The sequence below is a fragment of the Flavobacterium celericrescens genome (assembly GCF_011392075.1).
GTDB classification, from domain to species: Bacteria; Bacteroidota; Bacteroidia; order Flavobacteriales; family Flavobacteriaceae; genus Flavobacterium; species Flavobacterium celericrescens.
The window spans coordinates 548,692-563,889 of the sequence record NZ_JAAJBV010000001.1; the positions used below are offsets into that span (position 1 = coordinate 548,692).

The window sequence follows — 15,198 nt, forward strand, 5'->3', positions numbered from 1 at the left end:
ATAACAACAAACAACAATAATATGTACGGAAAAATTCAACAACACCTACAAAACGAATTAAATACCATTCAAGAAAACGGATTGTTCAAAAAAGAACGCATTATTACTTCACCTCAAGGCGCAGAAATTACGATTTCGACTGGTGAAACAGTTTTAAATTTTTGTGCAAATAATTATTTAGGACTTTCCTCACATCCAGAAGTAGTACAAGCAGCAAAAGATGCTTTAGATTCACATGGATTCGGAATGTCATCTGTGCGTTTTATTTGTGGAACGCAAGATATTCACAAAGAATTAGAACAAAAAATCGCAAATTTCTACGGAACAGAAGATACTATTTTATACGCAGCGGCTTTTGATGCTAACGGTGGAGTTTTCGAACCTTTATTAGGAGAAGAAGATTGTATTATATCGGATTCGTTAAATCATGCATCAATTATTGATGGTGTTCGTTTGTGTAAAGCAGCGCGTTATCGCTACGAAAATTCTAACATGGAAGACTTAGAGCAACAGTTAATCAAAGCAACTGAAGCTGGTCACCGTTTTAAATTGATTGTAACTGACGGAGTTTTTTCAATGGACGGACTAGTAGCGCCATTAGATAAAATATGTGATTTAGCAGATAAGTATGATGCTATGGTGATGGTTGACGAATGTCACGCTGCAGGTTTCATTGGAGCTACAGGAAAAGGAACATTAGAAGCTAAAGGAGTAATGGGAAGAGTAGATATCATCACAGGAACACTTGGAAAAGCACTTGGTGGAGCTATGGGTGGTTATACAACAGCCAAAAAAGAAATCATTGAAATCTTGCGTCAACGTTCACGTCCATATTTGTTTTCAAATTCATTAGCGCCTTCAATTGTTGGTGCTTCTTTAAAAGTTTTCGAATTATTAGAAAAAGATACCACGCTTAGAGATAAATTAGAGTGGAATACAAACTATTTTAAAGCTGGTATGCGAAAAGCGGGGTTGGATTTCATAGATGGAGATTCGGCAATTGTTCCAGTGATGCTGTATGATGCTAAGCTATCACAAGTAATGGCGGAAAAATTATTAGAAAAAGGAATTTATGTGATAGGGTTTTTCTTTCCAGTTGTTCCTAAAGATAAAGCGCGTATTAGAGTGCAACTTTCGGCAGCTCATACACAAGAGCATCTGGATAAAGCAATAGCTGCTTTTGCTGAGGTTGGTAAAGATTTAGGAATAATCAAGTAAAATCGGACAGAAAAGCAATTTTTTTTAACAAAACTTTTTGTAGTTGAAAAAAAATAGTACTTTTGTTCTAATTATAACGCATTGTAATTAAATAAATAAGTATGAAACATTTAAACAAATTATTTGCTGCTGCATTATTGTTTGCTGGATTAACATCGCAAGCACAAGATAGCAACAACCCATGGGCTGTGTCTTTTGGGGTAAACGGAGTGGACACTAAAGTTAGTGCTGTAGGTAACGATAGTCCAAAATGGATTCAATTAATTAATGTTGATAAGAACTGGAATGTTTTACCTTCAGTTTCTTATGTAAACGTATCTAGATACGTTGGAGATGGTTTTTCTTTTGGATTAGCTGGATCTGTAAACAAAATTGACAAATGGGTTTCTAGAGTTCCTGGAACTTTAGCTACTGATTTAGTTTCTAATCCTGGGGATTTATCTTACTACGGAATTGATGCTACAGTAAAATATAGCTTCATGGAATTATTAAAATCTAAATGGTTAGATCCATCTGCTCATATTGGTGGAGGTTACACTTTCTTTGGTGATGCTTCTGCAGGTACTGTTAATGGAGGTTTAGGATTAACTTTTTGGTTAACAGAAGGTGTTGGTTTACAATTCCAATCTACTTACAAACATTCATTTGATGATACTAGAGTTGCTAACGCTGATGTACCAACTCATATCCAACATTTTGCTGGTTTAACTTTCAAATTTGGAGGTAAAGACACAGATAATGATGGTATTTATGACAAAGATGATGCATGTCCAGAAGTTGCTGGTTTACCAGAATTCAAAGGATGTCCTGATACTGATAAAGATGGTATCCAAGATTCAGCTGACTCTTGTCCAGAAGTTGCTGGTTTAGCTGAATTTAATGGTTGTCCTGATACAGACGGAGACGGAATCATCGATTCAGAAGATGCTTGTGTTGATGTTAAAGGAACTAAAATCATGAAAGGTTGTCCAGATGCAGACGGTGACGGTGTAGCTGATAAAGATGATAATTGTCCTGCAGTTAAAGGTGCAAAAGATAACGCTGGTTGTCCTTGGCCTGATACAGATGGAGACAGTGTAATTGATAAAGATGACAAATGTCCAACTGTAGCTGGAACTGTAGCTAACAATGGTTGTCCTGAAGTATCTGATGATGCTATCAAAAAATTAAACGATTATGCAAAAACTATCTTGTTTAACTCTGGAAAATCTTCTTTCCAAAAACAAACAATGCCAGTTTTACAAGCTATTACTGCTATCTTAAAAGAATATCCAACTGCTAAATTCTCTATCGAAGGTCACACTGATTCTGATGGTAAAGATGCTTCTAACTTAAAATTATCTCAAGATAGAGCAGCAGCTGTTAAAAATTATTTAGTAGAGAATGGTATCGATGCTTCTAGATTAACTTCAGAAGGTTTCGGAGAGGCTAAACCAATTGACTCTAACAAAACTGCTAAAGGTAAAGCTAACAACAGAAGAGTAGAAGTGAAATTAGTTAAATAATTTCTTTCTAAAATATACTAAGAAACGTCCCGATATTTCGGGACGTTTTTTTATTTTTATAAAATGAAACAAGATACTTTTTTAGATAAGTTAAGCGCCATTATTTTATCACAATCTGATATTGAATTGTCGAATTGTTTGATTGTTTTACCCAATAAAAGAGCCAAGGTGTTTCTTTTAGAAAGTTTAAAAAATCAATTAGATACTACCTCATTTGCACCAACTATCATTAGTATTGAAGATTTCATTCAAGAAATTTCTAGCCTTCGTACTATTGATCCAATTGAATTATTATTCGAATTCTACGAAGTCTACCTTTCCGTTACCGAAAAAACGGACCAGCAAACCTTTGAAGAATTTGCCACTTGGGCAAAAACTACCATTCAAGATTTTAATGAAATCGATAGATATCTATTAGATCCAAATCATATTTTCTCTTATTTAGAAGATATCGAAGCATTAAAACGTTGGGATTTACAACCACAAGACAAAACCAAATTAATTACAACTCATTTAGAGTTTTGGGCGAAATTGCCATTATATTACGAATCGTTTTACAAGCATTTATTAAAAAAAGGAATTGGTTACCAAGGTTTATTGTACAGAGAAGCAGTGAGAAACTTAGCTTCATTTACCACAACAATTACCAATCAAATCTATTTTGCAGGGTTCAACGCTTTAAATCAAGCGGAAGAACGCATATTCAAACACTTAGCCAACGAAAACAAAGCCAAAATTTATTGGGATATCGATGAGGTTTTTTTGAACGATTCCTATCACGATGCTGGTTTGTTCATTCGAAAGTTTAAAAAAGAATGGAAACCTTTCGTAAATCAAGATTTCGAATGGGTGGTGAATCATTTTAGTGAAGAAAAAAATATCGAAATCATAGGTACACCAAAAAGTATCGGTCAAGCCAAAATTGTAGGAACTATTGTTGAAAAGATTCAATCTGAAAACCCATATTTAGAAAAAACCGCTGTTGTTTTAGGTGACGAAAATCTGTTGCTTCCTGTTTTATACGGTTTGCCTGAATCAGTTGATGCGTTGAATATTACGATGGGTTATCCAAGTAAAAATAATCCTGCGCAATTGTTGATTAGTAAGTTGTTCAAGTTGCATACCAATGCTAAACAGCGAAATGAAAAAAGCTACACGTTCTATTACAAAGAAGTTTTAGATATCCTGAATCATCCTTTGGTGGAACCGTATTGCAAAGTAGAAGAAGTTGTAAAAGTGATTAATAACAACAATTTTACCTTCTTTTCCAACCAAAAATTATTCAGTTTATACGAAGAGAAATATCCAAATACAGAAAACAAATTCTTTCAATTGCTCTTCACACGTTGGGACGATTCTATTTCCGATATTTTAGCGAATTTGAATTCGATTTTACTTACCATAAAAACCTATTTAAGTAATGACGATGCCGAAGAAAAAGTAACGAAAGCTTTTGTGTATTCTGTTTTTAAAACGATAAATAAATTAACCAATTACCACGAAACGTATAATCAAATCGAAAGTTTGCCATCGCTTCAAGCCATTTACAAGCAAATTATCGATTTAGCCGAAGTTTCTTTTGAAGGTGAGCCTTTGAGCGGTCTTCAAGTGATGGGTGTTTTAGAAAGCCGTGTATTGGATTTTGAAAACGTGATTATCACTTCGGTTAATGAAGGTAAATTTCCAGCTGGGAAATCGCAAAATTCATTCATTCCGTATGATGTAAAAAAAGAATTAGGTTTGCCAACGTACAAAGAAAAAGATGCGATTTATTGCTATCACTTTTATCATTTGTTATTGCGTGCAAAAAATGTGTGGTTACTTTATAATACCGATAACGAAGGAATTGATGCTGGCGAAAAAAGTCGTTTCATTACCCAATTAGAAATTGAGAAACAACCAAAACACAATATTACAAGCACCATTTACAATGCGGTTTTACCCGAAAAAGCATACGAACCAGTTACCATTCCAAAAACCGATAAAATCTTAACCCGTTTACACGAAATCGCAACCGATAAAGGATTTTCTCCATCGTCGTTGACGAATTATATTCGAAATCCGTTACAGTTTTACATGCAACGTATTTTACGAATCAACGAAGCGGATGAAGTGGAAGAAAACATCGCAGTGAATACTTTGGGAACTATTATTCACAATGCGTTGGAAGAATTGTATACGCCCTATTTGAATCAGTTTTTGGCATTGCATCATATTGAAGCGATGGAAGCTAAAATTGAAGAAGTAATACTGAAACATTTCAAAGAAATTTACAAAGAAGGTGAAATTACAAAAGGGAAAAACCTATTAGCTTTTGAAGTAGCCAAACGAAATGTTTACAACTTCCTACAATTAGAAAAGAAAGACATCGAAGCAGGTCAAGCTATAAAAGTATTGCTGTTAGAAGCGAGTTTGTCTTGTGAAATCGAAGTAAAATCATTGCCTTTTCCAATAAAAATAGCAGGTAAAGTAGACCGAATTGAAGAGCGCGATGCCACTATCAGAATCATCGATTATAAAACTGGAAAAGTTGATGGGAACAGCTTAAAAATTCAAGATTTTGGTGATTTGACTTCGGATATTAAAAATGAAAAAATCATTCAGTTGTTGTGCTATGCCTTGATGTTTGAAAATCACGAATTAAAACAAAATAGAGAAGTTTCCGCAGGAATTGTTTCGTTTAAAAACATGAAAAATGGTTTTTTACCTTTCGGATTAGGAAAAGGAAAAGATGCTGAACTTGTTATTTCAAATGTTATTTTACAAGATTTTAAATCGGAATTAGAAACGTTGATTGTAGAAATTTTCAATCCAGAAATTCCCTTTAAAGAAAAAATTTAGTTAGCCACGGATTAAAGGATTTTCACAGATTCCAAATCCTGCTAATCTGTGAAATCTGTGTCTTTGATATTTTGCGTGCTTTGCGGTTAAATAACTAAACCCTTTTCAAAAAACCACTCAAAACCGCCAACAATTCCGCTTGGTTTTCAAAGTGACTCATGTGGCCGTCTTCAAAAGTGGTGAGTTGTACTTGCGTGCCTTCAATTTGTTCTAAATTGTCATCATAATTTAAAACTGGGTCTTTTTTACCTAAAATAAGTTGAATCGGGTAAGGTGCAAAATGCAAAATAACTTCGCGATCTTTTCTAATTTTCATGCCTTCCAATGCGGCAACAATACCTTGAAGTGGCGTTTTTAAAGCTTCTAATTTTACTTCTTCGATAATATCTGCTAAACGTTCACGATTGTCTTCACTAAACAAATTAGCAATGCTCATACGAATGAATGCCGAATAATTTTGCTTCACCGCTACAATCGCTCTATCACGATTTACTTTTCGTTCGTCGCTATCGGCTCTTGAAGTGGAGTTTTGTAATACAATTCCTTTTATATTATCAGGGTACAATTCGGCGAAAGCCAGTGCTACATAACCGCCCATCGAATGTCCAATCAAAACTGTTTTTCTGATTTTTAATTCGTGCAACACATGATGCACCATATCGGCTTGGTCTTCCATCGTGTGGACATAACCCAAACATTCGGTTTCGCCATGACCTAATAAATCGATAGTAATAATGCGGTGTTTCTTTACCAATTCAGGAATAAAAGCCTTCCACATCGATTGATTCTCCAAAAAACCATGCAACAAAACCACAGCCGTTCCTTTTCCTTGGTCGGTGTAACTGATTTTGGTGTTTTTGAAGTTGGTGGTTTTCATGAGGGCAAAGTTAGGGTTTAAACGCAAAGAGCGCAAAGTTTTTTCGCAAAGTGTGCAAGGATTTTCTCACCACAAACTTGTCATTCCGTAGGAATCTCATAAAGAGATGTTTTTAGTACGACAAGATTGTAAATAAAAACGTATTTTTGAGAAAAGCATTTTTAGATTTATGAACAGATTAGTGATTATTGGAAACGGTTTTGATTTAGCACATGGTTTGCCAACAAGTTACAGGGATTTTATTAATAATTACTGGACAAATGGAAATATTAGAAAAAAGGACGATAATTTATGTACTTTAGATATAGATAGTTCTATTCCGATTAATAATGTAAAAGGTTATCAAGATATTTTAAATTTACTTGAAGATAAATCAATGTTTCCAAATTTACAAAAGCAAGGAAATTGCACTTTTATTGAGGATATAGGAAACTATAGGGTAAAAACCGTTATGATGTTCAAGAATGGGTTTTTTGAAAAAATCAATCAAAACCTATCAATTCAAAATTGGGTTGATATTGAAAACGAATATTATAGGCAATTAAAAAATATTATTGGTTCAGATAAATCATATTTACAAGTTGGAGAGGACTTGTTAAGGGTGAAAAAGGAAAAAGTAAAGATACTTAATCAGGAATTATTAGAAATCAAGTTATTGTTTGAAAATTATTTAATAGAGAAAATTTTAAAAGAATATAATTTTAAAAATTTCAGAGGTGAAAATCAGGATTTTTTTAAAGTATTAGGGTTGCTAAAACCTATTTCGGTTTTTAGCAATGAGAATGATATTTTAGATGAATTTTCTAACAAAGAAGATAAAAATGAGATAAAAAATAAATTCAAAAAAGAGAAAATAGAAAAGATTGAAAATGGAGTTTATTTATTAAATTTTAATTATACTTATACTGCTTTCAAATATTTTGAATTACTTAAAAATGATTTAAATGATGTAAAGCTCAATCACATTCATGGTATATTGGGTAATGATACGGACAATAAGATAAATTTTGGTTTTGGAGATGAGATGGATGAAGATTATAAATTAATTGAAAATATTAATGATAATGAATATTTAAGAAATTTCAAATCTTTTCAATATTTGCAAAATTCAAATTATAGTGACTTGTTAAGCTATATTGACAGTAATAAGTTTCAGGTTTTAATCTTGGGACATTCATGTGGGTTGTCGGATAGAACACTTTTAAACACAATATTTGAGCATGAAAATTGCCGTTCAATAAAACCTTATTTTTATGAAGTTAAAGATGAACAAGGGAAAGTAATTGACGATAACTATACAGAAATAATCCAAAACATATCTCGTCATTTCAATAATAAAAAATTAATGAGAGAAAAGATTGTAAATAAAAAACTTTGTCAACCATTACCACAAATTCAATTACCAAAAAAATAAAATATGTTCACCATCCAACAAATTCACGAAGCACACGCCAAAGTAAAAAGCGGTGCTGATTTTCCAAAATACATGCAAGACATAATTGCGCTTGGTGTTACTTCTTTCGAAACTTTTGTATTTGATAATCACACCAATTATTATGGTGCCAATGATTTTCAGACTTCGTCAATTGGTTTTTCAGAAACCTTAACTATTGCTGATGAAAGTAACGTTGAGCAATTCAAATCCGACTTAAAATCGCACCAACAAGGCAACACCGATTACATGACGTTTTTACACGATTGCGCTAAATCTGGCGTTGAAAAATGGATTGTGGTAATGGATAAAATGACATGCAGTTATTATGACAAAGCTGGGAATGAAATGGTGGTGGAAGTGATTCCATCTGTTTAATATTTTAGGAACACAGATTTAAGAAATTACATAAATTTTAAAAATTTCTCCAATCTGTGTTCCAAAAAAAAAACGGCTCACATTTCTGCAAGCCGTCTATACTGTAAACTGAGACTGAGACTGAAAACTAACTATTCATTATCGCTTCAATTTCTTCAATTTCAATTGGAATATTGCGCATTAAATTGAATGCTGCTCCTTTTTCTTGAATCACCATATCGTCTTCTAAACGAATACCAAAACCTTCTTTCGGAATGTAAATTCCTGGTTCAACAGTGAAAACCATATTCGCTTGCATTGGTTCGTGTAATAAACCGTAATCGTGCGTATCTAATCCCATGTGGTGAGACGTTCCGTGCATGAAATATTTTTTATACGCTGGCCAATCTGGATTTTCGTTTTGTACATCGGCTTTGTCGATTAATCCTAAACCTAGTAATTCAGAAGTCATGATTTTACCTACTTCTACATGATATTGTTTCCATAAGGTTCCAGGAACCAACATTTTTGTAGCTTCGTTTTTCACATTTAAAACGGCATTGTAAACCGCTTTTTGTCTATCTGTAAAACGACCCGAAACCGGAACCATACGCGTCATATCGCTTGAATAATTCGCATATTCTGCACCAACGTCTAATAAAATCAAATCACCAGCTTTACATTGTTGGTTGTTTTCAATGTAGTGCAATACATTCGCGTTATTTCCAGAAGCAATAATTGGTGTGTAAGCAAAACCTTTCGAACGATTTCTTAGAAATTCATGTGCAAATTCGGCTTCAATTTCGTATTCCATAACGTTTGGTTTTACGAATTGCAACACTCTTCTAAAACCTTTTTCGGTAATATCACACGCTTTTTGGATTAAATCCAATTCTTCACTTTCTTTAACCGAACGTAATCTTTGTAAAATAGGATTCGATTTTTCTACTTTGTGTGCTGGATAATTTTCTTTCCACCATTTGATAAAACGCGTTTCACGAGTTTCGGTTTCGATAACCGCTCTGTAATGTTCGTTAGTGTTGATGTAAATCGTATCAGCATACGCCATGATTTCTTTCAACGTTTTGTGGAAATCTTGTAACCAAATCACCGATTTAATTCCAGAAACTTCAAAAGCTCTTTCTTTGGTAAGTTTTTCGCCTTCCCAAATCGCAATGTGCTCATTCGTTTCTTTTAAGAATAAAATTTCTTTCAAATGTTCGTAAGGCGCATCTGGAAAAAGTAACAAAATACTTTCTTCTTGGTCTACGCCAGATAAATATAAAATATCTCTATGTTGTGCAAAAGGCAATGTGCTATCAGCACTTACTGGATAAATATCGTTTGAATTGAATACCGCAACGCTGTTAGGTTTCATTTGAGCTGTGAATTTTGCTCTGTTTTTCACGTATAAATCGCGGTCTATTTGATGGTATTTCATGGTGTGTGATTTTTTTCGATTTTCAAAAATAAAAAGATAAAAATGAAAAGTTGTTAAAAGCAATAGAAATTTTGTAGAAGTGCAATGTTTTGGCTAATTTTCAACAAATTTTTTCGAGATGAAGCAAATTACTATCCTGTTTTTATTGATTGTGCAATCAACAATTGCTCAAAATTCGTTGTTTAATCAAGTCGAAGCTAAAAATATCGGACCAACTATCATGAGTGGTCGTGTGGTAGATTTGGCAGTAAACCCAAAAAACACAACAGAATTTTACGTTGCGTATGCTACAGGCGGACTTTGGTATACCAATAATAACGGAACTTCTTTTTCTCCAGTGATGGATTCGGCAGAAACAGTGAATTGTGGTTCAGTTACGGTGGATTGGAATTCGGGAACCATTTGGGTAGGAACGGGTGAAGTAAATGCTTCGCGTTCGTCTTATGCTGGAGTTGGGGTTTTAAAATCTTCGGATAAAGGCAAAACTTGGGAAAATTTAGGGTTAAAAGATTCGCATCACATTAGCCGAATTTGGGTAAACCCAAGCAATTTGAATGAAATTGTAGTCGCTGCTGTCGGACATTTATACACAACCAATAAAGAAAGAGGAATTTACAAATCAACTGATGGTGGAAAAACTTGGAAGCAAACTTTGTTTGTAGCGGAAGATGCTGGAATTATTGATTTAGCTGTTTCGAAAAACAATCCAAAAATTATGTTTGCGGCGTCTTGGCAAAAAGATAGAAAAGCGTGGCATTTTGATGGTGATGGAGAAAAATCAGGGATTTATAAAAGTGAAGATGGCGGAACTTCGTGGAAATTAGTTTCCACAAAAGAAAGCGGATTTCCTGCTAATGAAGACGTGGGAAGAATTGGTTTGGCACTATTCAATGAAAATGTGATTTATGCCGTTGTTGATAATCAAAATAAGAGACCAAATAGTAAAGTAGATAAGCCAAAAGATGCTAATGAAGCTTTGTTTCAAACGGAAGTAATAGGTTGTGAATTATACAAATCAGAAGACGGAGGAAAATCGTGGAAGCGAACTCATGAAAAACACGTTGATGATATGTATTATACTTATGGTTATTATTTTGCAAACATTTCTTTGGATACAAATAATCAAAATCGTGTTTATATAGGTGGCGTTCCATTGTTGTTTTCAGAAGATGGAGGAAAAACTTTCACTGCTATTTCTAAAGAAAATGTACATGCCGATCATCATGTAACTTGGATTAATCCAGAGAATCCAAATCATATTATTAACGGAAATGATGGTGGTTTAAATATTTCGTACGATAATGGAGCACATTGGATAAAATGCAATAATGAAGCAGTTGGTCAATTGTATGCGGTGAATGTAGATTATCAAGAAAATTATAATGTCTATGGAGGGTTGCAAGATAATGGTGTATGGTTCGGAAATAGTGATTATGAAAAAAGTGTAGCTTGGCACCAAGAAGGGAAATATCCGTATCAAGAAATAATTGGTGGTGATGGAATGCAAATTCAAATTGATAGTCGCAATACAAATGTGGTTTTTACGGGTTATCAATTTGGAAACTATTATAGAATCAATCAAAAAGAAGGAAAGTTTGATTTTATTTCTCCAAAAGCTTCAAAAGAAGAAAAACCATATCGCTTCAACTGGCAAACGCCGATTTTATTGTCTTCGCACAACCAAGATATTTTATATATGGGTTCTAACTTCTTGCATCGTTCTATGAATCAAGGCGAAACTTGGGAAAAGATTTCAGAAGATTTAACAAATGGAGCAAAAGAAGGAAATGTAGCTTTTGGAACGTTGACGACTATTTCAGAAAGTAACTTCCAGTTCGGCTTACTTTATACTGGTTCTGATGATGGAAAAATTCACGTTTCAAAAGATGGTGGTGTTTCTTGGCAATTGATTTCGGGTAATTTACCTCAAAATTTATGGGTTTCAAGAGTTGTGGCTTCGTCTCACAAAAAAGAAAGAGTTTATGCGACTTTGAATGGTTATAGAAGCGATATTTTTGAAAGTTACGTTTTTGTTTCGGAAGATTATGGGAAAAATTGGACGGCTATTTCTGATGGCTTAACGCAAGCAGTTAATGTAATTGTTGAAGATACTGAAAATGAAAACATTTTATACGTTGGAACTGATAATAGCTTATTTATTTCATTAGACAAAGGAATAACTTGGCAAGATTTTTCAATCGGAATGCCAAATGTTGCAGTTCATGATGCGGTAATTCAAAACAAAGCGAAAGAATTAATTGTTGGAACTCATGGTCGCTCTATTTATAAAATGGATGTTTCTAAAGTGCAAGCGCTTTCGGTTGATGTTTTGAATAAAACATTATATTTGTTTGACTTGAATGACCGAATTAAATCGGAGCGCTGGGGAAGTAGAGGATATGCTTGGGGAGAAGTAGCCGAGCCTACACAAAAAATTTGGTTTTATACCAATATAGATGGAATTGTAGCTATTTCGATTACAAATGAAGCTGGAATGATAGTTTACAAAGAAACAGTAGAAGCTAAAAAAGGATTGAATACATTTACTTATGATTATTCAGTTTCAAATAAGTCGGCTGAAGAATGGAATAAAAAAGATAAAAAAATCAAAATCAAATTGGCGGAGAACAAGAAGTTTTATTTGCCCGTTGGTAAATATAAAGTAACGGTTTCAAAAGATAAACATTTATCAATTAAATCGTTTGAAGTTAATGCACCTAAAAAATAAACTTATGAAAAAAATAGTATTCAATCTTTTTTTGTTTGCCACAATAATTGGTTTTTCTCAAGAGAAAAAAGCATATCAAATTTTTGATAAAAATGGCAAAAAGTCATCCTATGAAAAAGTTTTAAAAGCTGGAGAAAAATCAGATGTTGTTTTGTTTGGTGAATATCATGATAATTCAGTTGTGCATTGGTTGCAATTAGAATTTACGAAGGATTTAGCAGAAAAGAGAGAATTGGTTTTAGGAGCGGAAATGCTAGAAGCAGATAATCAAATACAATTAAATCAATATTTAGATGGGGAAATTAATCAAAAACAGTTAGATTCTACCGCTCGACTTTGGAAAAATTATAAAACCGATTATAAGCCTTTAGTCGATTTTGCAAAGGAGAAAAAAATTAATTTTATCGCTACAAATGTGCCTCGAAGATATGCTTCGTTAGTATTTAAAAAAGATTTGGTGGCTTTGGATTCACTTTCGGTTCAAGAAAAATCTTGGATAGCACCATTACCAATTGAATTTGATGTGAATTTGCCGGGTTATCAAAGTATGATGCAAATGCAAGGAGGTCATGCAGGTGATAAAATGCCAAAAGCTCAGGCTATAAAAGATGCTACGATGGCTTATTTTATCAATAAAAACCGAAAAGAGAACAGTGTTTTTGTTCATTACAACGGAACTTACCATTCAGACAACTATGAAGGGATAAATTGGTATTTGAAAAAATACGACTCTGGCATAAAAATTGTAACAATTGCAACCGTAGAACAAAAAGATTTGTTAAAATTAGAAGCTGAACATTATAATAAAGCCGACTTTATTCTCGTTATAGATGAAGATGTAACAAAAACGTATTAAATTCGTCTTTAATAAAACCATTGATCAATGAAAAAATTTGTAGTTTTAATCACCATAATATTTGCGGGAATTTCTTTTTTCTCATGCGAAGACTTAGATGATAAGCAAGAAGAACCGCAATTAATTATTAAATTCAGATTCGATCCAAATCAGGTACGTTTGAATAATTTAGGACAACCATCTAGTGTTGCGCCAGGTAATGCTGCACAATCTCCTGATATCAATTTTATTTCCGCACATTATTTCGAATTAGCACCAACAGCTTTTACGCAATTAGGAGATGGAACAGTTTTGTACCATGCGCCTGAAACGACTGAAGGTGGAGCAGTTGCAATAGATTTTGATCAAGCGGTTATTGTGGGTGAAGGAGAGGCTTTTTTAAAAATCCCATTGAGCCAAGTAGCTCAAGGAAATTATGAGTACGTCCGTGTTTCATTGTCTTACCAAGATTATAATATTTCAGTTAGAAATAATGGAGTAGATTACGACGGAAGATTGGCTAGTTTTGTTGGTTATAACACCTATATCAATACACATTCGATTGGTAGTAATTCTTTTCCAGTAAATGCAAATCGTTTACAAGGATATTGGGCGTTTGCGCTGAATGATTTTCCTTATGCAACTTCAGGTCAAGCCCCAGCTGGAGCAACCACAGTGCCAAATCCTATTGCTAGCACATCGCCAATTCCTGCTGGATCTTGTGTGGTAACAGGAAAATTCACTGAGAATTTAGTTATTAATGGCAATGAGTCAAGAGATGTTGTTGTAACACTTTCATTATCAATTAACAACAGTTTTGAATGGCAAGAAGTAACAGCTGATGGTAAGTATGAACCTTCAATAGGTGAAAATGTTGTAGATATGGGATTAAGAGGGTTAATTCCAAGCTATACAAAATAATTATTTCGTAAAAATAATATACATAGCACTTTTTAAACTGCATAACTTGTTGATATTCAACAGAAGTTAAATTATTTTAAATTCATTATAAATTAGCTCTAAAAGGTTGTAGTTAATTTCAAATAGCTGTATTTTTGTTTTGATTTTTATAAAACTATTACAATCAAATAAAATTATGGCAAAATCAGCACTTTTAAAGTCATCTATCGCAAAGAAATATTGGATGGCTCTTACGGGTTTATTTTTATGCTTGTTTTTGGCGGGTCACTTAGCAGGAAATCTTCAATTACTTGTTCCTAACAATGCGTTGAATTTCAATCAGTATGCGTTGTTTATGACTTCCAATCCGGCAGTAAAATTACTTTCTTATTTAACTTACATTTCTATTTTATTCCACGCTATTGATGGAATATTGTTAACAATCCAAAACAAAAAAGCTAGACCAATTGGTTATGCTAAAACAGATGGTTCTTCAAGTAGTTTTGCTTCTAGAAACATGGCAGTTTTAGGAACTATTATTTTGGTTTTTATTGCTACACACATGGTGAATTTTTGGGCAAAAATGCATTTTGACAAAAATATGCCTTTAATGACAAAGACTATTGAAGTTCAAGGAAACAAACAAGTGTTTTATGTTGGAACTCAAGTTGGCCAATATTTTCCTGTTGAGCAAGTTGCAAAAGAAGGTGAAAAGCTTGAGCAAGGAATGATGCCTAAGCAATTTGTTATTAAGAATAAAACAGAATTGCATTATAGTCAAGCAGATGTTAAAACTGCAGATTTGTATAAAGATTTGTATAAGATTACTTTAGATTTCTTTAAAGATGCTAAATATGGGTTGTATTTTACAATAGGATATGTTTTAGCAATGTTGGCTTTAGCTTTTCACTTATGGCATGGTTTTCAAAGTGCTTTTCAATCTTTGGGGGCTAACAGTTCAAAATTAACTCCAGCAATTAAATTCTTCGGGAAGGCTTTTGCAATTGTAGTTCCGTTATTGTTTGCAATCATTCCAGTTATCTTACACTTTAAAAAATAATCAA

11 protein-coding genes are annotated in these 15,198 nt (G+C 33.4%); 9 read left to right on the top strand and 2 right to left on the bottom strand.

Features of this window, described 5'->3' with window-relative positions:
- The first annotated feature begins 21 nt into the window (after positions 1–21).
- The 3 genes from kbl (at position 22) to G4L40_RS02535 (ending at position 5,564) form a co-directional block, all read left to right on the top strand.
- Entirely contained in the window at positions 22–1,218 is a 1,197-nt protein-coding gene (kbl, locus tag G4L40_RS02525) for a glycine C-acetyltransferase (RefSeq protein WP_166235576.1), read from the top strand.
- A 101-nt stretch (positions 1,219–1,319) separates the two neighbouring features.
- Positions 1,320–2,723, top strand: coding sequence for an OmpA family protein (locus G4L40_RS02530; protein ID WP_166235577.1), 1,404 nt, complete (start codon positions 1,320–1,322; stop codon positions 2,721–2,723).
- A gap of 63 nt (positions 2,724–2,786) precedes the next feature.
- Complete coding sequence (locus tag G4L40_RS02535) at positions 2,787–5,564, top strand: PD-(D/E)XK nuclease family protein (protein WP_166235578.1); 2,778 nt, start codon at positions 2,787–2,789, stop codon at positions 5,562–5,564.
- Between the two features lie 94 nt (positions 5,565–5,658).
- On the opposite strand, the gene G4L40_RS02540 is transcribed toward G4L40_RS02535, so the two are convergent.
- Complete coding sequence (locus G4L40_RS02540) at positions 5,659–6,441, bottom strand: alpha/beta fold hydrolase (RefSeq protein ID WP_166235579.1); 783 nt, start codon at positions 6,439–6,441, stop codon at positions 5,659–5,661.
- A gap of 169 nt (positions 6,442–6,610) precedes the next feature.
- On the opposite strand from G4L40_RS02540, the gene G4L40_RS02545 reads away from it, so the two are divergent.
- Together G4L40_RS02545 and G4L40_RS02550 are read left to right on the top strand one after the other, a co-directional pair.
- Complete coding sequence (locus G4L40_RS02545) at positions 6,611–7,855, top strand: AbiH family protein (protein WP_166235580.1); 1,245 nt, start codon at positions 6,611–6,613, stop codon at positions 7,853–7,855.
- Between the two features lie 3 nt (positions 7,856–7,858).
- Positions 7,859–8,251: a DUF1398 domain-containing protein gene (locus G4L40_RS02550; protein WP_166235581.1), complete on the top strand. Its 393-nt coding sequence runs from the start codon at positions 7,859–7,861 to the stop codon at positions 8,249–8,251.
- 127 nt (positions 8,252–8,378) lie between these two features.
- On the opposite strand, the gene G4L40_RS02555 is transcribed toward G4L40_RS02550, so the two are convergent.
- Positions 8,379–9,671 (bottom strand): aminopeptidase P family protein, encoded by a 1,293-nt coding sequence (locus G4L40_RS02555; RefSeq protein WP_166235582.1) that lies wholly within the window; start codon positions 9,669–9,671, stop codon positions 8,379–8,381.
- A gap of 118 nt (positions 9,672–9,789) precedes the next feature.
- On the opposite strand from G4L40_RS02555, the gene G4L40_RS02560 reads away from it, so the two are divergent.
- The 4 genes from G4L40_RS02560 (at position 9,790) to G4L40_RS02575 (ending at position 15,194) form a co-directional block, all read left to right on the top strand.
- Positions 9,790–12,399, top strand: a complete 2,610-nt coding sequence (locus G4L40_RS02560; protein WP_166235583.1) for a VPS10 domain-containing protein — start codon at positions 9,790–9,792, stop codon at positions 12,397–12,399.
- Positions 12,400–12,403: 4 nt separating this feature from the next.
- On the top strand, positions 12,404–13,255 hold the full coding sequence (locus G4L40_RS02565) for a ChaN family lipoprotein (RefSeq protein WP_166235584.1): 852 nt from the start codon (positions 12,404–12,406) through the stop codon (positions 13,253–13,255).
- A 27-nt stretch (positions 13,256–13,282) separates the two neighbouring features.
- Positions 13,283–14,155, top strand: a complete 873-nt coding sequence (locus tag G4L40_RS02570; RefSeq protein WP_166235585.1) for a hypothetical protein — start codon at positions 13,283–13,285, stop codon at positions 14,153–14,155.
- A gap of 175 nt (positions 14,156–14,330) precedes the next feature.
- Entirely contained in the window at positions 14,331–15,194 is an 864-nt protein-coding gene (locus G4L40_RS02575) for a succinate dehydrogenase cytochrome b subunit (RefSeq protein ID WP_166235586.1), read from the top strand.
- Positions 15,195–15,198: the final 4 nt, after the last annotated feature.